We start from the raw sequence: 18,913 nt of genomic DNA, 5'->3' as shown, positions 1-18,913 counted from the left end.
TTGTCGCCCGCGCGGCTAGGGTTGGAAACTTGTGGTTGGTGATCTGGGCGCCCTGGGCGAAGTCGTCGGCGCCGGCGTCTACAACGTCTACACCGGGGAACTAGGGGGCACCGTGGTGCCGACGGCGGCCCAGTTGGGTCTGGAGCCTCCCCGGTTCTGCGCGGCGTGCGGGCGCCGGATGGTGGTCCAGGTTCGCCCCGACGGCTGGCGGGCGCGCTGCTCGAGACATGGTCAGGTCGACTCCGCCGAGCTGGAGACGCGGCGGTGAGCGGGCAACCCGATGCCGCGCCGACCGGCGACGTCGCCGCCGTCGGGCTGCCCGGGCGGGCCGAGCGGCGCGCGCTGCTGGTCGTGGTGGCCGGGTCGGCGGTCGTCGGCGCGTCGCTCGGCGCGCTGTGGGCGTGGATCGCCCCGCCGATCCGCGCGGTGGTGGCGCTGACCCGCTCCGGCGAGCGGGTGCACGACTACCTGGGCAACGAGTCCGAGCACTTCTTCGTCGCACCCACCCTGCTGCTGGGCCTGCTGACCGTGTTGGCGGTGGTGGCCTCGGTGGCGGCCTGGCAGTCGCGCCGGCACCGGGGACCCGCCATGGTGGCGGCGCTGTCCGTCGCGATGGTGACGGCCGCCCTCGTCGCCGCCGCGGTGGGGGCCGGGCTGGTGCGGCTGCGCTACGGCGCCCTGGACTTCGACGCGGTGTCGCTGGGCAAGAGCCCGTCGGTCGCCTACGTGATCCAGGCGCCGCCGGTGTTCTTCTCGGACGGTCCGCTGCAGATCGCGGTCAGCCTGATGTGGCCGGCCGGGATCGCCGCCCTGGTGTACGCCGTGCGGGCGGCCGCCGACGCCCGCGACGACCTGGGTGCGCTGCCGCCGACCGCGCCGACCGATGCGCGCGCCGCGGAAGCGGCCGTCACAGCGGGCGGCGGTGAATCTTTCGGCCGGTGACCACCTTGGCGGCGATCTTGAGCAGCCGGGCCATGCCCACGTAGGTCATCGGGTTGAACATCGTCGGCCAGGTGGTCCGGATCAGGTGCTCGGTCACCGGGCGGCCCTCGAAGCGATCGGTCAACCAGCGCAGCGTCATCGGCGCCGACAGCGGGTGCAGCATCATGTGCTCGTTGAAGGCGTCACGGTGGTAGGTGACCTGCGCGCCGCCGGCCGAATAGGCGTCGGCCAGCACGTCGATGTCGTGCACGTCGATCAGGTAGTCGTGCACGGCCTGCACGATCAGCACCGGCGGCGTCGGGACGGCGGCCCCCAGCCTGATGTGGTCGAAGACGTAGGTGACCTCCGGCGTGGACAGGATCTGCTCCAGCGGCGCGTCGAGGTAGTCGCCCATGTTCTTGCCGGCCATCCGGATGACGGCCTCCACGGTCGTCATCTTCTCCAGCGAGTCCAGCAGGGCGCGCCCCTCCTCGTTGGCGTGCTCGTTGATCACCCGGTCCAGGTCGGGATAGATGTGCGCCAGCGCGGCCACCACCAGCGCCGGCAGCCCGGATAGGAAGCTGCCGTTGAGCCGGCGGAAGGTGTTGCCCAGGTCGCCGACGGGCGAGCCCAGCACCGCGCCCACCACGTTGAGTTCGGGCGCGTACTCGGCGCACGTCTCGGCGGCCCAGGCGCTGGCCAGCCCGCCGCCGGAATAGCCCCACAGCCCGATCGGGGCGGACGGGGACAGCCCGAGGCGTTCGGAGCCCAGGGCGGCCCGGATGCCGTCGAGGACCCGGTAACCCGGTTCGTACGGCGCGCCCCACAGGCCGCGCAGGCCCTCGTGGTCGGGCACCGAGACCGCCCAGCCCTCGGCGACCGCGGCGGTGATCAGGAAGAGTTCGAACTGGCCGATCGACCCGAGGGCCTTGGCCCGACGCCGCAGCGCGTAGGACGGGAAGCAGCGCGACGACACGGCGTCGATCGCGCACTGGTAGGACAGCAGGGGGCAGGGCCGGCCCGGCACGGCGTCGGCCGGGACGATCACCGTCGTGACGGTCGCCTCCGGCTCGCCGTTCATGTCCATGGTCCGGTAGAGCAGCTGGACGGCCTTGATCGGCTGGGGAATCAGGCCGAGGAACGCCAGCTCGACGTCGCGCGAACGCAGCACCGTGCCGGGTTCGGCATGCTGGAAGCCCAGCGGGGGCTGGTAGAACGGGTCGTCGGAGGGCAGCAGCGGACGCACTTTGCGCTGCAGTTCCTCGTGCGGCGGCCGGGCGATCCATTCCGCGCCGTGCGTGCCTGCCAGGTTGCCGAGCTCCGCCATTGAGGCTCCCTTCATGGCCATCCGGCATTGTCGCGTACGAACAGCGGGTGGCCAAAACGTAATCGCCGCATTGTGAGCGACTTCTCGACACTACGGCCGTGGTCGCCTGCGCCACCGGTGTGGTCGAGCACCGCGTCGCCTGACGACGCTGTTGTGCCAGCCTAGCCTGGCAGGCCGGGCGGCCTGAGTGCGGCGAATTCGTCGGTGACCCGCAGCGCCGCGTCGGTGAACCGGTACAGGGCGGCCGGACGCCCGCCGCTGCGCCCGGACTGGGCGATGGTGCCGGTCGCGGTGATGACCCCGCGCCGGGCCAGCACCCGCTGCAGGTTCGTCGCGTCGACCTGATAGCCCAGCGCGGCGCCATAGATGTCGCGCAGCGTGGACAGGGCGAATTCCCTTGGCGCCAAAGCGAATCCGATGTTCGTGTAGGAGAGCTTGGCGATCAGCCGGGCCCGCGCGTTGTCCACCATCTGACCGTGGTCGAAGGCCATCGGCGGCAGGCAGTTCACCGGGTGCCAGCGGGTGTCCGGCGGCAGCTCCGGACTGGCGGGGGAGGGCACCAGGCCCAGGAACGTGGACGCGATCATCCGGGTGCCCGGCACCCGGTGCGGGTCGGAGAACACCGCGAGCTGTTCCAGGTGCGCCAGTTCCTTGAGGTCGACCTTCTCGGCCAGCTGGCGCCGCGCCGAGGTGGTCATGTCCTCGTCGTTGCGCAGCCGCCCGCCCGGCAGCGACCACGCCCCGCGCTGCGGCTCCTTGGCCCGCTGCCATAACAGCACGTTCAGCTGCGGTTTCGCCCGATGGCGCCCCTTCGTAACCGGTTCGCTTGCTTCGCGAACCTGGAACACGACCGCGAGCACTTCGTGCGCGGTGCTACCATGGGCCATGTTTTCGATTATAAGTCGAAAACCTCCTGGCCGGAAAGGAGCCGCCATGACGGTGCTCAATCGCATGGACACGCTCGCTGAAGACATGGTTGCCGACATCACCGACTCGCCCACCGGTTACACCGGTGTGGACGGCGATGCGCAGTGGGCCGCCGAGGTTCGCCGCCTGGCGAAGTTGCGCGGCGCCACCATCCTGGCGCACAACTACCAGCTGCCCGAGATCCAAGACGTGGCCGACCACGTGGGCGACTCGCTGGCGCTGTCGCGGATCGCCGCCGAGGCACCCGAGGACACCATCGTGTTCTGCGGGGTGCACTTCATGGCCGAGACCGCCAAGATCCTCAGCCCCGACAAGACGGTGCTGATCCCCGACCAGCGCGCCGGCTGCTCGCTGGCCGACTCCATCACGCCCGAGGACCTGCGCGCCTGGAAGGACGAACACCCCGGCGCGGTCGTCGTCTCCTACGTCAACACCACCGCGGCGGTCAAGGCGCTCACCGACATCTGCTGCACCTCGTCCAATGCGGTCGACGTGGTGGCTTCCATCGACCCCGACCGCGAGGTGCTGTTCTGCCCCGACCAGTTCCTGGGCGCGCACGTGCGCCGGATGACGGGCCGGGAAAACCTGCACGTGTGGGCCGGCGAATGCCACGTGCACGCCGGCATCAACGGCGACGAACTGGGTGAGCGGGCGCGCGCCAACCCCGATGCCGAGCTGTTCGTCCATCCCGAATGTGGTTGTGCCACTTCGGCTTTGTACCTTGCGGGGGAGGGAGCCTTCCCCGCGGACCGGGTCAAAATCCTGTCCACCGGCGGCATGCTGGACGCCGCGAACACCACCAGCGCGCGCAAGGTGTTGGTGGCCACCGAGGTCGGCATGCTCTACCAATTGCGCCGGGCCGCACCGCAAGTCGATTTCCAGGCCGTCAACGACCGCGCCTCCTGCCGGTACATGAAGATGATCACCCCGGCGGCTCTGCTGCGCTGCCTGGTCGAGGGCGCCGACGAGGTGCACGTCGACCCCGGCATCGCGGCTGCCGGCCGGCGCAGCGTGCAGCGCATGATCGAGATCGGCCAGCCGGGCGGTGGCGAATGATCACCCGTCCCCAGTGGACACACAGCGCCGACGTCGTCGTGATCGGCACCGGCGTCGCCGGATTGGCCGCCGCGCTGGCCGCCCACCGCGTCGGCCGCAGCGTCGTCGTGCTGAGCAAGGCCGACCAGGCGCGCGGGGCCACCGCCACCCACTACGCGCAGGGCGGCATCGCGGTGGTGTTGCCGCACAACGACGATTCGGTCGAGGCCCATGTCGCCGACACCGTCGTCGCGGGCGCGGGCCTGTGCGACCCGCAGGCGGTCTACTCCATCGTGGCCGACGGGTACGCGGCGGTCTCCGAATTGGTCGGTGACGGAGCGCGATTCGACGAATCGGCCCCCGGCCAGTGGGCGCTGACCCGCGAGGGCGGGCACTCCCGGCGCCGCATCGTGCACGCCGGCGGCGACGCCACCGGCGCCGAGGTGCAGCGCGCGCTCGACCACGCCGCACGGATGCTGGACATCCGCACCGGGCACGTGGCGCTGCGGGTGCTGCACGACGGCTCCATGGGCGACGAAGCCGTCACCGGCGTGCTGGTCGGCAACCCGCACGGCTGCGGGATCATCAGCGCGCCGTCGGTGATCCTGGCCTCCGGCGGTCTCGGACACCTCTACGGCGCGACCACCAACCCGGAGGGCTCCACCGGCGACGGCATCGCGCTGGGCCTGTGGGCCGGCGTCGCGGTCAGCGACCTGGAGTTCATCCAGTTCCATCCCACCATGCTCTTCGCCCCCGGCGCCGGTGGCGGTCGGCGCCCGCTGGTCACCGAGGCCATCCGCGGCGAGGGAGCGAAACTGATTGATTCCCAAGGTGATTCGGTGACCGCCGGGGTGCACCCGATGGGCGACCTGGCGCCGCGCGACGTGGTCGCCGCCGCCATCGACGCGCGGCTGAAAGCCACCGGCGACGCCTGCGTCTACCTGGACGCGCGGCACATCTTCGACTTCGCCGACCGGTTCCCGACCGTGACGGCGGCCTGCCGGGCCGCCGGCATCGACCCGGTGCGCCAACCCATCCCCGTGGTGCCCGGGGCGCACTACAGCTGCGGCGGCGTCGTCACCGACGTGTACGGCCGGACCGAGCTGCCCGGCCTGTTCGCCGCCGGCGAGGTGGCCCGCACCGGGCTGCACGGCGCCAACCGGCTGGCGTCCAACAGCCTGCTGGAAGGCCTGGTGGTCGGGGGCCGGGCCGGCAGGGCGGCGGCCGCGCATGCGGCGGAGGCCGGCCGCCCCCGCGCGCTGGCGCCCGAGCCCGTCGCGCACACCGCGCCGCCGCGCGCGGAGCTGCAGGCCGCGATGAACCGCGACGCGTCGGTGGTGCGCGACGCGGCCGGGCTGACCCGGTTGTCGGCCGCCCTGTCGCAGGCGCCGGCCCGCAGCATCGGCGGCCGCCGCGACTTCGAGGACGTGGCGTTGGCCGTCGCCGCCCGCGCGGTCGCGGCCGCGGCCCTGGCCCGCACCGAGAGCCGCGGCTGCCACCACCGCGAGGAGCATCCGCAGGCCGCGCCCGAGCAGGCGCGCAGCAACCTGCTGCGACTGGCCGACGACCAGAACTCGGTGCTGGTGCACTCGCTGGCGGCGGTGGTGTGACGATGATCTCGGACTGCGAGCTCACCGCGGCGCGCGAGATCATCCGGCGCGGCCTGGTCGAGGACCTGCGCTACGGGCCCGACGTCACCACGTTGGCGACGGTGCCCGCCGAGGCGGTGGCCACCGCGTCGATGGTGCCCCGGCAGCCCGGCGTGATCGCCGGGGTGGACATCGCGCTGCTGGTGCTGGACGAGGTGCTCGGCGCCCGCGGCTACCAGGTGCTCGACCGCGTCGAGGACGGTGCCCGCCTGCAGCCGGGCCAGTCGCTGCTGACCGTGCGGGCCGAAACCCGCGGTCTGCTGACCGCGGAGCGCACCATGCTGAACCTGATCTGCCACCTGTCCGGGATCGCCACCACGACGGCGCACTGGGTGGCCGCCGTGCAAGGCACCAAGGCCCAGGTGCGCGACACCCGCAAGACCCTGCCCGGCCTGCGGGCGTTGCAGAAATACGCGGTCCGGGTCGGCGGCGGCGTCAACCACCGGCTCGGTCTCGGCGACGCCGCGCTGATCAAGGACAACCACGTGGTGGCCGCCGGGTCGGTGGTCGACGCGCTGCGGGCGGTGCGGGACGCGGCGCCGGAGCTGCCCTGCGAGGTGGAGGTCGACTCGCTCGAGCAGCTCGACGAGGTGCTGCCGGAAAAGCCCGAACTGGTGCTGCTGGACAACTTCCCGGTGTGGCAGACGCAGATGGCCGTGCAGCGGCGCGACGCGCGCGCCCCCGCGGTCCTGCTCGAGTCCTCCGGCGGCCTCAGCCTGGAGAACGCCGCCGACTACGCCGCGACCGGGGTGGATTACCTGGCCGTCGGCGCGCTGACCCATTCGGTGCGGGTGCTCGACATCGGCCTGGACATGTAGCGGGTTGGGCATCCTGGGCGCCTTGGGCGCCCGAGTGGGCATCCTGGGCGTTCGGTGTAGCACCAGGTAGCGACTTCTCGGCGTGTCGGCGCCGCCAGCGCACACTCGACGCCGATCGGCTCAGGCGATGTCGGCGACGAAAACCCCCATCCAGCGCAGCTGGACGCGGGCCATGAACGGCAGGCCTGCGCCGTCGGAACCGGCCGGCAGGATCCGCGGGTTGATCAGGTGCACCGAGCGGTCGCGGCCGAACACCACGTCCGCCTCGCCGGCGGCCAGCACGTTCTTGACCCAGTTCGTCTTGCCGTGGCCCAGCGCGATCGCCAGGGTGTTGCCCTTGCGATAGGGCGTGATGACGGTCTCGTACTGCTTGCCGGACGTGCGGCCACGATGCTTGATGGTCGCGGTCCCGGGAAGAAAACGCGCGAGCGGCTTGATCGCCGAATTCAGGTACTTGACCTGAAGGTTCTCAAACCAGACTGGAAAGACCATCGGGACGCCCGGGGCGTTGTTGGGATGATCCTTGGCGGACATGGCGGCTCCGTGGGGTCGGCTCGTGCTGTCGGCGCGGGTAGGGCCTCGATCCCGGCCTCGATACGGGCACTGTACCGGCCGCGATCCAGGCGCTGTACCGGCCGGATATCGACTTGAGTTCCTCTGGGACAATGGACACCGTGAGTCCCACCCCAGCGTCACCGATGGCCCGCATCGACCTGCGGGGCGCCGAGCTGACCGCTGCCCGATTGCGGTCGGCGCTGCCGCGCGGCGGCGCCGACGTGGAGACAGTGCTGCCCAAGGTGCGACCCATCGTGCAGGCGGTGGCCGAGCGCGGCGCCGACGCCGCGCTGGAGTTCGGGGCCTCCTTCGACGGTGTCCGCCCGGCGGCGGTCCGGGTGCCGGAGGCGGCGCTGGACAAGGCCCTGGCCGACCTGGACGCGGCAGTCGCCGACGCCCTGCGGGTGATGATCGACCGCGCCCGCGCCGTGCACGCCGACCAGCGCCGCACCGACGTCACCACCACGCTGGGACCGGGCGCGACGGTGACCGAGCGCTGGGTGCCGGTCGAGCGGGTGGGCCTGTACGTGCCCGGCGGCAACGCCGTCTACCCGTCCAGCGTGGTGATGAACGTGGTGCCCGCCCAGGCCGCCGGCGTCGCGTCGCTGGTGGTGGCCAGCCCGCCGCAGGCTCAGTTCGACGGGCTGCCGCATCCGACCATCCTGGCCGCGGCCCGGCTGCTGGGCGTCGACGAGGTGTGGGCGGTCGGCGGCGCGCAGGCGGTGGCGCTGCTGGCCTACGGCGGGACCGATACCGGGGCCGAATGGCCCGGCTTCTCCTCGGATCGCGCACGATCCGCATCGTCGCCGGGGGCAGACGCCGAGCTGGTGCCGGTCGACATGATCACCGGGCCGGGCAACATCTACGTCACCGCCGCCAAGCGGCTGTGCCGGTCGCGGGTCGGCATCGACGCCGAGGCCGGGCCGACCGAGATCGCGATCCTGGCCGACCACACCGCCGACCCCGCGCACGTGGCCGCCGACCTGATCAGCCAGGCCGAGCACGACGAGATGGCCGGCAGCGTGCTGGTCACCCCCAGCGAGGAGCTGGCCGCGGCCACCGACGCGGAACTGGCCGCCCAGCTGCCGACCACCGTGCACCGCGAGCGGGTGACCGCCGCGCTGGGCGGACGCCAGTCGGCGATCATCCTGGTCGACGACCTGGACGCCGGGATCACGGTCGTCAACGCCTACGCCGCCGAGCACCTGGAGATCCAGACCGCCGACGCGGCGGCCGTGGCCGGCCGGATCCGCGCGGCCGGAGCCGTTTTCGTCGGCCCATACTCGCCGGTCAGCCTGGGCGACTACTGCGCCGGCTCCAATCACGTCCTGCCCACCGCGGGCAGCGCCCGCCATTCCAGCGGCCTGTCGGTGCAGACCTTCTTGCGCGGCATCCACGTCGTCGACTACACCGAGGCGGCGCTGAAAGACGTGTCCGGGCACGTGATCACCCTGGCGCAGGCCGAAGACCTGCCGGCGCACGGCGAGGCGATACGGCGGAGGTTCGAGCGGTGACCGGCCAGCGGGCCACCCCCCAACCCACGCTGGACGACCTGCCGCTGCGCGATGACCTGCGCGGCAAATCGCCTTACGGCGCACCGCAATTGGCGGTCCCGGTGCGGCTGAACACCAACGAGAACCCGCACCCGCCCAGCCGGGCGCTGGTGGACGACGTGGTGCGCTCGGTGGCGCGGGCCGCCGCGGACCTGCACCGCTACCCCGACCGGGACGCGGTGCAGCTGCGCAGCGACCTGGCCCGCTACCTCACCGCCCAGACCGGCGTCCAACTGGGAGTCGAAAACCTCTGGGCGGCAAACGGTTCCAACGAGATCCTGCAGCAGCTGCTGCAGGCGTTCGGCGGCCCCGGACGCAGCGCCATCGGGTTCGTTCCGTCCTACTCGATGCACCCCATCATCTCCGACGGCACCCGCACCGAATGGCTGCAGGCCGCCCGCGCCGACGACTTCAGCCTGGACGTCGATGCCGCGGTGGCCGCCGTGACCGAGCGCACGCCCGACGTGGTGTTCGTCGCCAGCCCGAACAACCCGTCCGGGCAAAGCGTTTCGCTGTCCGGCCTGCGCCGGCTGCTCGACGCGGCGCCGGGCATCGTGATCGTGGACGAGGCGTACGGCGAGTTCTCGTCACAGCCCAGCGCGGTGCAGCTGGTGGGCGAGTATCCGACCAAGCTCGTCGTCACCCGCACCATGAGCAAGGCGTTCGCCTTCGCCGGCGGCCGGCTCGGCTACCTGATCGCCACACCGGCGGTGATCGAGGCGATGCTGCTGGTGCGGTTGCCCTACCACCTGTCGTCGGTGACCCAGGCCGCCGCGCGGGCCGCGCTGCGGCACGCCGACGACACGCTGGGCAGCGTCGCCGCGCTGATCGCCGAACGCGAACGCGTGTCAACGGCCTTGACCGGCATGGGTTTTCGAGTCATTCCCAGCGACGCCAACTTCGTGCTGTTCGGCGAGTTCACCGATGCGCCGGCCAGCTGGCAGCGCTACCTGGATGCCGACGTGCTGATCCGCGACGTCGGCATCCCCGGCTTCCTGCGGGCCACCACCGGCCTGGCCGAGGAGAACGACGCCTTCCTGCGGGCCAGCGCCCAACTCGCCGCCACCGAGCTGGCCCCCGTCAACGTAGGAGCGATCGCAAGCGCGGCCGAGCCGCGCGCAGCGGGTCGCGACCATGTGTTAGGAGCCCCATGACCGCCGTGCAAGCTGCCCGTCGCGCGCGAATCGAGCGCCGCACCAAGGAATCCGACATCGTCATCGAACTCGACCTGGACGGCACCGGCCGGGTCGACGTGGAGACCGGTGTGCCGTTCTACGACCACATGCTCACCGCACTGGGCAGCCACGCCAGCTTCGATCTGACCGTGCGCACCACGGGCGACGTCGAGATCGAGGCACACCACACCATCGAGGACACCGCCATCGCGCTGGGCGCCGCGCTGGGCCAGGCGCTCGGCGACAAGCGGGGCATCCGCCGCTTCGGTGACGCCTTCATCCCGATGGACGAGACGCTGGCCCACGCCGCCGTCGACGTGTCCGGCCGGCCCTACTGCGTGCACAGCGGCGAGCCGGATCACCTGCAGCACAGCACGATCGCCGGCAGCTCGGTGCCCTACCACACCGTCATCAACCGGCACGTGTTCGAGTCGCTGGCGATGAACGCCCGCATCGCGCTGCACGTGCGGGTGCTCTACGGGCGCGACCCGCACCACATCACCGAAGCGCAGTACAAGGCGGTGGCCCGTGCGCTGCGTCAGGCCGTCGAGCCCGACCCGCGGGTGTCGGACGTGCCGTCCACCAAAGGTGTTCTGTGACAAGTAAATCGGTTGTTGTCCTCGACTACGGCTCGGGCAACCTGCGGTCGGCGCAGCGCGCGCTGGAGCGGGTCGGCGCCTCGGTGCAGGTGACCGCCGACGCCGACGCCGCCGCGGCCGCCGACGGACTGGTGGTGCCCGGCGTCGGCGCCTACGAGGCATGCATGACCGGGCTGCGCAAGATCGGCGGGGACCGCATCATCGCCGAGCGGGTCGCGGCGGGGCGTCCGGTGCTGGGCGTATGCGTCGGGATGCAGATCCTGTTCGCCCGCGGCGTCGAATTCTCGGTGGAGACCTCCGGATGCGGGCAGTGGCCGGGATCGGTGACACGCCTGCAGGCGCCGGTGATCCCGCACATGGGCTGGAACGTGGTCGAATCCGGGCCGGGCAGCGTGCTGTTCCGCGGCCTGGACGCCGACACCCGGTTTTACTTCGTGCACTCCTACGCCGCCCAACAGTGGGAGGGTTCGCCCGAGGCGGTGCTGACCTGGTCGCGCCACGAGGGGCCGTTTCTGGCCGCGGTCGAGGACGGCCCGCTGTCGGCCACGCAGTTTCACCCGGAGAAGAGCGGGGATGCCGGCGCGGCCGTGCTGCGCAATTGGATTGAGCGCCTGTGAAAAGCAGCTCAGGAGGGAATGTGTTGATCTTGTTGCCCGCGGTCGACGTGGTCGACGGCCGCGCCGTGCGTTTGGTGCAGGGCAAGGCGGGCAGTGAAACCGAATACGGCTCGGCGCTGGACGCCGCGCTCGGCTGGCAGCGCGACGGCGCGGAATGGATCCATCTGGTGGACCTGGACGCGGCGTTCGGACGCGGGTCCAACCGCGAGCTGCTCGCCGAGGTGGTCGGCAAGCTGGACGTGCAGGTGGAGCTGTCCGGCGGGATTCGCGACGACGATTCGCTGGCCGCGGCGCTGGCCACCGGCTGCGCCCGGGTGAACCTGGGCACCGCGGCGCTGGAGAACCCGCAGTGGTGCGCCCGGGCGATCGGCGAGCACGGCGACAAGGTCGCCGTCGGGCTGGACGTCCAGACCATCGACGGGCAGCACCGGCTGCGCGGCCGCGGCTGGGAAACCGACGGTGGCGACCTGTGGGAGGTGCTGGAACGCCTTGAGCGGCAAGGCTGTTCGCGGTACGTGGTTACCGACGTCACCAAGGACGGCACGCTGGGCGGCCCGAACCTGGACCTGCTGGGCGCGGTGGCCGACCGCACCGACGCACCGGTGATCGCCTCCGGCGGGGTGTCCAGCCTGGACGACCTGCGTGCCATAGCCACGCTCACCGGCCGCGGGGTCGAGGGCGCCATCGTCGGCAAGGCCCTCTACGCCGGGCGATTCACCCTGCCCCAGGCGCTGGCCGCGGTCGCGGAGTAACGCCGCATGGACCTGGACGCGTTGGTGGCGCGGGCGTCGGCGATCCTCGACGACGCCTCGAAGCCCTTCCTCGCCGGTCACCGCGCCGACTCCGCGGTCCGCAAGAAGGGCAACGACTTTGCCACGGACGTCGACCTCGCCATCGAGCGGCAGGTGGTCGCCGCGCTGGTGGACGCCACCGGGATCGGGGTGCACGGCGAGGAGTTCGGCGGTTCGGCCGTCGACTCGGAATGGGTGTGGGTGCTCGACCCGGTGGACGGCACGTTCAACTACGCGGCCGGGTCCCCGATGGCCGGGATCCTGCTGGCCCTGCTGCACCACGGCGACCCGGTGGCCGGGCTGACCTGGTTGCCGTTCCTCGACCAGCGCTACACCGCGGTGACCGGCGGCCCGCTGCGCAAGAACGAAATCCCGCGTCCGCCACTGACTTCCATCGACCTGGCCGACGCCCTGGTCGGGGCCGGATCGTTCAGCGCGGACGCCCGCGGCCGGTTCCCGGGGCGCTACCGGATGGCGGTGCTGGAAAACCTCAGCCGGGTCTCGTCCCGGTTGCGCATGCACGGCTCCACCGGCCTGGATCTGGCCTATGTCGCCGACGGGATATTGGGCGCGGCGGTCAGTTTCGGCGGACACGTGTGGGACCACGCCGCCGGGGTGGCGCTGGTGCGGGCCGCCGGCGGCGTGGTGACCGACCTGGCCGGGCGGCCGTGGACCCCGGCCTCGGATTCGGCGCTGGCCGCCGGACCCGGCGCGCACGCCGAGATCCTGGACATCCTGGGCAATATCGGGCGACCGGAGGACTACTGAGATGAGCCCGAACTCCAGCGGCCTGGCGGTACGCGTGATCCCCTGCCTGGACGTCGACGACGGGCGGGTGGTCAAGGGCGTCAACTTCGAAAACCTCAGGGACGCAGGCGATCCCGTCGAACTTGCCGCCGTCTACGACGCCGAGGGCGCCGACGAGCTCACCTTCCTCGACGTGACCGCGTCGTCGTCGGGCCGCGCCACCATGCTGGACGTGGTGCGCCGCACCGCCGAACAGGTCTTCATTCCGCTCACCGTCGGCGGCGGGGTGCGCACGGTGGCCGACGTCGACGTGCTGCTGCGGGCCGGAGCCGACAAGGTCTCGGTCAACACCGCCGCGATCGCGCGCCCCGAGCTGCTCGAGGAGATGGCGCGGCAGTTCGGCTCCCAGTGCATCGTGCTGTCCGTGGACGCCCGCACGGTGCCGCCGGGCGCGGTGCCCACCCCGTCGGGCTGGGAGGTCACCACCCACGGCGGACGGCGCGGCACCGGCATCGATGCCGTCGAATGGGCTTCCCGCGGAGCCGATTTGGGCGTGGGGGAGATCCTGCTGAACTCGATGGACGCCGACGGCACCAAGGCCGGGTTCGACCTGGAGATGCTGCAGGCGGTGCGGTCCGCGGTCACCGTGCCGGTGATCGCCAGCGGCGGCGCCGGGGCGGCCGAACACTTCGCGCCCGCGATCGAGGCCGGGGCTGACGCGGTGTTGGCGGCCAGCGTTTTCCACTTCCGGGAGCTGACCATCGGACAGGTCAAGGCCGCCATGGCCGAGGCGGGCATACCGGTGAGGATGGTGCGATGATGCTCGACCCGCAGATCGCCGCTCGGCTGAAGCGCAACGCCGACGGCCTGGTCACGGCGGTGGTGCAGGAGCGCGGCAGCAGGGACGTGCTGATGGTCGCCTGGATGGACGACGCGGCATTGGCCCGCACGCTGGAAACCCGTGAGGCAACCTATTATTCGCGCTCACGCGGCCAGCAGTGGGTCAAGGGGGAGACGTCGGGGCACACCCAGTACGTCCACTCGGTGCGGTTGGACTGCGACGGCGACACCGTGTTGTTGACCGTCGATCAGGTCGGCGGCGCCTGCCACACCGGCGACCACAGCTGCTTCGACGCCGACGTGCTGCTGCACCCGCAGGACTAGGGCGGGGTCAGGCCGGCGGCAGGTCGAGCCCGGCGCCTGACCAGCGTGTCGGGAGTCACTTCCGGGGGCGTCGGCGCATCACTTGGACGAGAATGGCACGCAATGTCGAAATGGTTGTCCCGGAACGTGTTGTCCTGGACCGTGGTGGTGCCGGTGCTCGCCGTCGTCGTGCTGGCATTGATCTGGGGCGAGCGACTGGGGCCGGTGCTGGTCGCGCTGGCCGCGCTGTTCCTGATCGGCGCGGTGGTGGCCGCGGTGCATCACGCCGAGGTGGTCGCGCACCGGATCGGCGAGCCGTTCGGGTCGCTGGTGCTCGCGGCCGCGGTGACCATCATCGAAGTGGCGCTGATCGTCGAGCTGATGGCGTCCGGCGGCAACGAGACGGCGACCCTGGCCCGGGACACGGCGTTCGCCGCGCTGATGATCACCACCAACGGCATCGCCGGGCTGTCGCTGCTGCTCGGGTCGCGCCGCTACGGCGTCACGTTGTTCAACGCCGAGGGCAGCGGCGCCGCGCTGGCCACGCTGACCACCCTGGCGACGCTCAGCCTGGTGCTGCCGGCGTTCACCACCACCCAGGTGGGCAAGGAGTTCTCGCCCGGCCAGCTCACCTTCGCCGCGGTCGCCTCGCTGCTGGTCTACCTGCTGTTCGTGTTCACGCAGACGGTGCGGCACCGCGACTTCTTCCTGCCGATCGCGCAGAAGGGGCAGAAGAGCCTGTTCGAGGACGAGAGCCACGCGGATCCGCCCAGCACCCGCGAGGCGCTGGTCAGCCTGGTGCTGCTGCTGTGTGCGCTGGTGGCGGTGGTGGGGCTGGCCGAGGAGGAGTCACCGGCCGTCGAGCGGGCGGTCACCGCGGTGGGCTTCCCGCAGACGTTCGTGGGTGTGATCATCGCGGCGCTGGTGCTGCTGCCCGAGACCCTGGCGGCCGTGCGGGCCGCCCGCCAGGGCCGCATCCAGATCAGCCTGAACCTGGCCTACGGCTCGGCGATGGCCAGCATCGGGCTCACCATCCCGGCGATCGCGCTGGCCTCGATCTGGCTGAAGGGTCCGCTGGTGCTCGGGCTGGGCGCCATCCAGCTGGTATTGCTGGCCCTGACCGTGGTGATCAGCGTGCTGACCGTCGTGCCCGGGCGGGCCACCCGGCTGCAGGGCGAGGTGCATCTGGTGCTGCTGGCCGCCTACGTCTTCCTGGCGGTCAGCCCGTGACGGTCAGGCCCGGGCGCGCAGCGTGGCCAGCGCCTTGTCGGCGTGGGTGTCCATGTTGAACTCGCTGGAGATCACGTCGAGCACGGTGCGGTCGGTGTCGATGACGAACGTGGTGCGCTTGACCGGCAGCAGCTTGCTCAGCAGTCCACGCTTGACGCCGAACTGGGCGGCCACCGCGCCATCGGTATCCGACAGCAGCGGATAGTCGAACTTCTGCAGCTCGGCGAACTTGGCCTGCTTGTCCACCGGGTCGGCGCTGATGCCCACCCGGTTGGCGCCGACGGCGGCGAACTCGGCGGCCAGGTCGCGGAAGTGACACGCCTCCTTGGTGCACCCGGGCGTCATCGCCGCCGGGTAGAAGAACAGGACGACGGGCCCCGCGGCGAGCAGGTCGCTGAGCTTGCGCGGCGTTCCCGTCTGGTCGGGCAGTTCGAAGTCCGCGACGGTGTCACCAGGTTTCATGGGCGACACGCTACGCGCGCCGCCGCCGGTCGTAACGCCACGGCGGAAAATGGGCCGCGAATTCGCCGTGGCGTTACATCCGCGGACGGGCCGGGCCACCGGGCCGCGGGCGGGCCGAGCCAGCGGGCGCGGGCGGGCCGAGCCACCGGGCCGCGTCTGGGAGGATGGGTCGGTGCACGCCCACCTCGCCGCGACGACCTCACGAGAGGATTTCCGCCAGCTGGCGGCCGAGCACCGCGTGGTCCCGGTGACCCGCAAGGTGCTGGCCGACAGCGAGACGCCGCTGTCGGCCTACCGCAAACTCGCCGCCAACCGCCCGGGCACCTTCCTGCTGGAGTCGGCCGAGCACGGCCGGTCCTGGTCGCGGTGGTCGTTCATCGGCGCCGGGTCGCCGTCGGCGCTGACCGTGCGCGACGGGGAAGCCGGCTGGCTGGGGGTGGTGCCGCAGGACGCACCGACCGGCGGCGATCCGCTGCAGGCACTGCGCGCCACCCTGGACCTGCTGGCCACCGGGCCGCTGAGCGGGCTGCCGCCGTTGTCGGGCGGCATGGTCGGCTTCTTCGCCTACGACCTGGTGCGGCGCCTGGAGCGGCTGCCCGAGCTGGCCGTCGACGACCTGGGCCTGCCGGACATGCTGCTGCTGCTGGCCACCGATCTGGCGGCCGTCGACCACCACGAGGGCACCATCACGCTGATCGCCAACGCGGTGAACTGGAACGGGACCGACGAACGGGTCGACGAGGCCTACGACGACGCCGTCGCCCGGCTGGACGTGATGACCGCGGCGCTGGGCCAGCCGCTGGCCTCCACCGTAGCCACCTTCGAGCGGCCCGAGCCGCGCTACCGCGCGCAGCGCAGCGTCGAGGAGTACGGCAAGATCGTCGACTACCTCGTCGAGCAGATCGCCGCCGGTGAGGCGTTTCAGGTGGTGCCCTCGCAGCGGTTCGAAATGGACACCGACGTCGACCCGATCGACGTGTACCGGATGTTGCGGGTCACCAACCCCAGCCCCTACATGTATCTGCTGCATGTACCGAATGATGCTGGGGGAACGGACTTTTCAATCGTCGGGTCCAGCCCGGAGGCTCTGGTCACGGTGGCCGACGGCGTCGCGACCACCCACCCGATCGCCGGGACCCGGTGGCGCGGGCAGACCGACGAAGAGGACCAGCTGCTGGAAAAGGAGCTGCTGGCCGACGAGAAGGAACGCGCCGAGCATCTGATGCTGGTCGATCTGGGCCGCAACGATCTGGGCCGGGTGTGCGCGCCGGGCACCGTCCGGGTCGACGACTACAGCCACATCGAGCGCTACAGCCACGTCATGCATCTGGTCTCGACGGTGACCGGCGTGCTCGACGCGGGCAGGACCGCCCTGGACGCGGTGACGGCCTGCTTCCCGGCCGGCACCCTATCGGGTGCGCCGAAGGTGCGGGCGATGGAGCTGATCGAAGAGGTGGAGAAGACGCGCCGCGGCCTCTACGGCGGCGTGGTCGGCTACCTGGACTTCGCCGGCAACGCCGACTTCGCCATCGCCATCCGCACGGCGCTGATGCGTGGCGGCACCGCCTACGTGCAATCGGGTGGCGGGGTGGTGGCGGACTCCAACGGCCCCTACGAATACACGGAGGCCACCAACAAGGCGCGCGCGGTGCTCGGCGCGATCGCGGCCGCCGAGACGCTGACCGAACCGGGCGCGCGGCGATGACCGAGGCCCGCGCGCGGAGGCTGGACGGCCGCTGGTTGATCCGGATCGCCCAGCTGCTGCTGGTGATCGCGGCCGTGGGGTTGTGGGTGGCCGCGCGCCTGCCGTGGGTGGTGATCCGCTCGTTCGACGGGCTGGGGCCGCCCAAGGCGGTGACCCTGTCCGGCGGGACGTGGTCGACGGCGTTGCTGCCGCTGGCGTTGCTGCTGCTGGCCGCCGCGGTCGCCGCGATCGCGGTGCGCGGGTGGCTGCTGCGCGCGCTGGCCGGCCTGCTGGCGGTGGCCAGCCTGGCGGTCGGCTACCTGGGCGTCAGCCTATGGGTGCTGCCCGACGTCGCGGTGCGCGGCACCGAGCTGGCGCACCTGTCGGTGATCTCGCTGGTCGGCAGCGAGCGGCGGTACCTGGGCGCCGGGATCACGGTGGCCGCCGCCGCGCTCACGCTGATCGCCGCCGTGCTGCTGATGCGTTCCGCGTCGGACCCGAAGTCCGCCCGGTCGAGCGCACTGAAGTACGCGACACCGGCGACGCGCCGCTCGATTACGCGACGTAACGCGGCCGACGGAGCGATGCTGGAGCAGCCGGAGACGCCGGAAATGTCGGAGCGGATGATCTGGGACGCCCTTGACGAGGGGCGCGACCCGACCGATCGACCCAGCGGGTCCGACACCGAGGGTCGGTGACGGGACGCGAGCCGCGGGCCGCTACCCTTCATTGACGTCGTCGCAATCGGCTGGGGAACAACGAAGTGGCCGTGGGATGACGGCGGGCGACAGGGCGAAGGGAAACGACAGGCATGAGTCCGGCTACCGTGCTTGACTCCATCCTCGAAGGAGTCCGGGCCGACGTTGCCGCGCGCGAAGCCCTGATCAGCCTGTCGGAGATCAAAGCCGCCGCGGCCGCCGCGCCACCGCCACTCGACGTGATGGCCGCGTTGCGCGAGCCCGGAATCGGCGTCATCGCCGAAGTCAAGCGCGCCAGCCCGTCGGCGGGTTCCCTGGCGACCATCGCCGATCCGGCCAAACTGGCCCGCGCCTACGAAGACGGCGGCGCCCGCATCATCAGCGTGTTGACCGAGGAGCGGCGTTTTCACGGCTCGCTCGACGACCTGGACGCGGTCCGGGCCGCGGTCTCCATCCCGGTGCTGCGCAAAGACTTTGTGGTGCAGCCGTATCAGATCCACGAGGCGCGTGCGCACGGCGCCGACATGCTGCTGCTCATCGTGGCCGCGCTGGAGCAGTCGGCGCTGGTGTCGATGCTGGACCGCACCGAATCGCTGGGCATGACCGCGCTCGTCGAGGTGCACACCGAGGAAGAAGCCGACCGGGCGCTGCGGGCCGGCGCCAAGGTGATCGGCGTCAACGCCCGCGATCTGGCGACGCTGGAGGTGGACCGGGATTGCTTCGCCCGCATCGCTCCCGGCTTGCCCAGCAACGTGATCCGGATCGCCGAGTCCGGCGTGCGCGGCACCGGCGACCTGCTGGCGTATGCCGGCGCGGGCGCCGACGCCGTCCTGGTGGGCGAGGGCCTGGTGAAAAGCGGTGACCCGCGCGCCGCGGTCGCCGACCTGGTTACCGCGGGCACCCATCCGTCCTGTCCGAAACCGGCTCGCTAACCGCTCACGTCAGTGAAGAGCCGCCCCGCCGAAACGTTGAACCCGATGAG

The 18,913-nt window shown here is 71.6% G+C and carries 21 protein-coding genes; 17 read left to right on the top strand and 4 right to left on the bottom strand.

Features of this window, described 5'->3' with window-relative positions; genetic code table 11:
* The first annotated feature begins 31 nt into the window (after positions 1 to 31).
* Complete coding sequence (bsaP, locus tag H7I87_RS07720) at positions 32 to 268, top strand: biotin synthase auxiliary protein BsaP (protein WP_023881798.1); 237 nt, start codon at positions 32 to 34, stop codon at positions 266 to 268.
* The gene (locus H7I87_RS07715) at positions 265 to 942 is read left to right on the top strand and encodes a DUF2567 domain-containing protein (RefSeq protein WP_033724796.1); all 678 of its coding nucleotides are present in this window, start codon (positions 265 to 267) and stop codon (positions 940 to 942) included. The genes bsaP and H7I87_RS07715 overlap by 4 nt, the downstream gene beginning before the upstream one ends.
* On the opposite strand, the gene H7I87_RS07710 is transcribed toward H7I87_RS07715, so the two are convergent.
* Both H7I87_RS07710 and H7I87_RS07705 read right to left on the bottom strand, forming a co-directional pair.
* Positions 908 to 2,248 (bottom strand): lipase family protein, encoded by a 1,341-nt coding sequence (locus H7I87_RS07710; RefSeq protein ID WP_031354158.1) that lies wholly within the window; start codon positions 2,246 to 2,248, stop codon positions 908 to 910. The genes H7I87_RS07715 and H7I87_RS07710 overlap by 35 nt on opposite strands.
* A gap of 161 nt (positions 2,249 to 2,409) precedes the next feature.
* Positions 2,410 to 3,135, bottom strand: coding sequence for an NUDIX hydrolase (locus tag H7I87_RS07705; protein WP_023869408.1), 726 nt, complete (start codon positions 3,133 to 3,135; stop codon positions 2,410 to 2,412).
* Positions 3,136 to 3,181: 46 nt separating this feature from the next.
* Between H7I87_RS07705 and nadA the strand changes: the two genes are divergently transcribed.
* From nadA to nadC, 3 genes are read left to right on the top strand one after another with little or no spacing between them, the layout of a single operon-like run.
* Complete coding sequence (gene nadA, locus H7I87_RS07700) at positions 3,182 to 4,231, top strand: quinolinate synthase NadA (protein ID WP_011725314.1); 1,050 nt, start codon at positions 3,182 to 3,184, stop codon at positions 4,229 to 4,231.
* Positions 4,228 to 5,820 (top strand): L-aspartate oxidase, encoded by a 1,593-nt coding sequence (locus H7I87_RS07695; protein WP_033724797.1) that lies wholly within the window; start codon positions 4,228 to 4,230, stop codon positions 5,818 to 5,820. The genes nadA and H7I87_RS07695 overlap by 4 nt, the downstream gene beginning before the upstream one ends.
* 2 nt (positions 5,821 to 5,822) lie before the next feature.
* Positions 5,823 to 6,677 carry a carboxylating nicotinate-nucleotide diphosphorylase gene (gene nadC, locus H7I87_RS07690; protein WP_167380269.1) on the top strand — a complete coding sequence of 285 codons (855 nt, stop codon included), beginning with the start codon at positions 5,823 to 5,825 and terminating at the stop codon, positions 6,675 to 6,677.
* Between the two features lie 120 nt (positions 6,678 to 6,797).
* Here nadC and H7I87_RS07685 read toward each other — a convergent pair whose 3' ends face one another.
* Complete coding sequence (locus tag H7I87_RS07685; RefSeq protein WP_009977387.1) at positions 6,798 to 7,211, bottom strand: nitroreductase family deazaflavin-dependent oxidoreductase; 414 nt, start codon at positions 7,209 to 7,211, stop codon at positions 6,798 to 6,800.
* A 131-nt stretch (positions 7,212 to 7,342) separates the two neighbouring features.
* Between H7I87_RS07685 and hisD the strand changes: the two genes are divergently transcribed.
* The 9 genes from hisD (at position 7,343) to H7I87_RS07640 (ending at position 15,087) form a co-directional block, all read left to right on the top strand.
* Positions 7,343 to 8,746, top strand: coding sequence for a histidinol dehydrogenase (gene hisD / locus H7I87_RS07680; RefSeq protein WP_011725311.1), 1,404 nt, complete (start codon positions 7,343 to 7,345; stop codon positions 8,744 to 8,746).
* Entirely contained in the window at positions 8,743 to 9,939 is a 1,197-nt protein-coding gene (locus H7I87_RS07675) for a histidinol-phosphate transaminase (protein ID WP_023863951.1), read from the top strand. Before hisD ends, H7I87_RS07675 begins: the two co-directional genes overlap by 4 nt.
* Positions 9,936 to 10,559, top strand: a complete 624-nt coding sequence (hisB, locus tag H7I87_RS07670; RefSeq protein ID WP_003876207.1) for an imidazoleglycerol-phosphate dehydratase HisB — start codon at positions 9,936 to 9,938, stop codon at positions 10,557 to 10,559. The genes H7I87_RS07675 and hisB overlap by 4 nt, the downstream gene beginning before the upstream one ends.
* A complete protein-coding gene (gene hisH, locus H7I87_RS07665; RefSeq protein WP_009977381.1) occupies positions 10,556 to 11,176 on the top strand; it encodes an imidazole glycerol phosphate synthase subunit HisH in 621 nt (206 codons plus the stop codon). Before hisB ends, hisH begins: the two co-directional genes overlap by 4 nt.
* A gap of 20 nt (positions 11,177 to 11,196) precedes the next feature.
* On the top strand, positions 11,197 to 11,928 hold the full coding sequence (gene priA, locus H7I87_RS07660) for a bifunctional 1-(5-phosphoribosyl)-5-((5-phosphoribosylamino)methylideneamino)imidazole-4-carboxamide isomerase/phosphoribosylanthranilate isomerase PriA (RefSeq protein WP_009977380.1): 732 nt from the start codon (positions 11,197 to 11,199) through the stop codon (positions 11,926 to 11,928).
* Between the two features lie 6 nt (positions 11,929 to 11,934).
* Positions 11,935 to 12,735: an inositol monophosphatase family protein gene (locus H7I87_RS07655; protein WP_009977379.1), complete on the top strand. Its 801-nt coding sequence runs from the start codon at positions 11,935 to 11,937 to the stop codon at positions 12,733 to 12,735.
* Between the two features lies 1 nt (position 12,736).
* Positions 12,737 to 13,534 (top strand): imidazole glycerol phosphate synthase subunit HisF, encoded by a 798-nt coding sequence (gene hisF / locus H7I87_RS07650; RefSeq protein WP_009977378.1) that lies wholly within the window; start codon positions 12,737 to 12,739, stop codon positions 13,532 to 13,534.
* On the top strand, positions 13,531 to 13,878 hold the full coding sequence (gene hisI, locus H7I87_RS07645; protein WP_011725309.1) for a phosphoribosyl-AMP cyclohydrolase: 348 nt from the start codon (positions 13,531 to 13,533) through the stop codon (positions 13,876 to 13,878). Before hisF ends, hisI begins: the two co-directional genes overlap by 4 nt.
* Positions 13,879 to 13,980: 102 nt before the next feature.
* On the top strand, positions 13,981 to 15,087 hold the full coding sequence (locus H7I87_RS07640; protein WP_003877734.1) for a calcium:cation antiporter: 1,107 nt from the start codon (positions 13,981 to 13,983) through the stop codon (positions 15,085 to 15,087).
* A 3-nt stretch (positions 15,088 to 15,090) separates the two neighbouring features.
* On the opposite strand, the gene H7I87_RS07635 is transcribed toward H7I87_RS07640, so the two are convergent.
* A complete protein-coding gene (locus tag H7I87_RS07635; RefSeq protein WP_009977375.1) occupies positions 15,091 to 15,549 on the bottom strand; it encodes a peroxiredoxin in 459 nt (152 codons plus the stop codon).
* Positions 15,550 to 15,721: 172 nt separating this feature from the next.
* Between H7I87_RS07635 and H7I87_RS07630 the strand changes: the two genes are divergently transcribed.
* The 3 genes from H7I87_RS07630 to trpC all read left to right on the top strand — a co-directional run bounded on the left by H7I87_RS07630 (position 15,722) and on the right by trpC (position 18,863).
* Positions 15,722 to 17,254 carry an anthranilate synthase component I gene (locus H7I87_RS07630; protein WP_011725308.1) on the top strand — a complete coding sequence of 511 codons (1,533 nt, stop codon included), beginning with the start codon at positions 15,722 to 15,724 and terminating at the stop codon, positions 17,252 to 17,254.
* On the top strand, positions 17,251 to 17,931 hold the full coding sequence (locus H7I87_RS07625; protein WP_009977372.1) for a TIGR02234 family membrane protein: 681 nt from the start codon (positions 17,251 to 17,253) through the stop codon (positions 17,929 to 17,931). Before H7I87_RS07630 ends, H7I87_RS07625 begins: the two co-directional genes overlap by 4 nt.
* A gap of 113 nt (positions 17,932 to 18,044) precedes the next feature.
* Positions 18,045 to 18,863, top strand: coding sequence for an indole-3-glycerol phosphate synthase TrpC (gene trpC, locus H7I87_RS07620; protein ID WP_003877736.1), 819 nt, complete (start codon positions 18,045 to 18,047; stop codon positions 18,861 to 18,863).
* Positions 18,864 to 18,913 lie beyond the last annotated feature (50 nt).

This window comes from Mycobacterium timonense, from assembly GCF_025821985.1.
GTDB classification, from domain to species: Bacteria; Actinomycetota; Actinomycetes; order Mycobacteriales; family Mycobacteriaceae; genus Mycobacterium; species Mycobacterium avium.
This window is presented reverse-complemented; position numbering and strand designations above follow the sequence as displayed.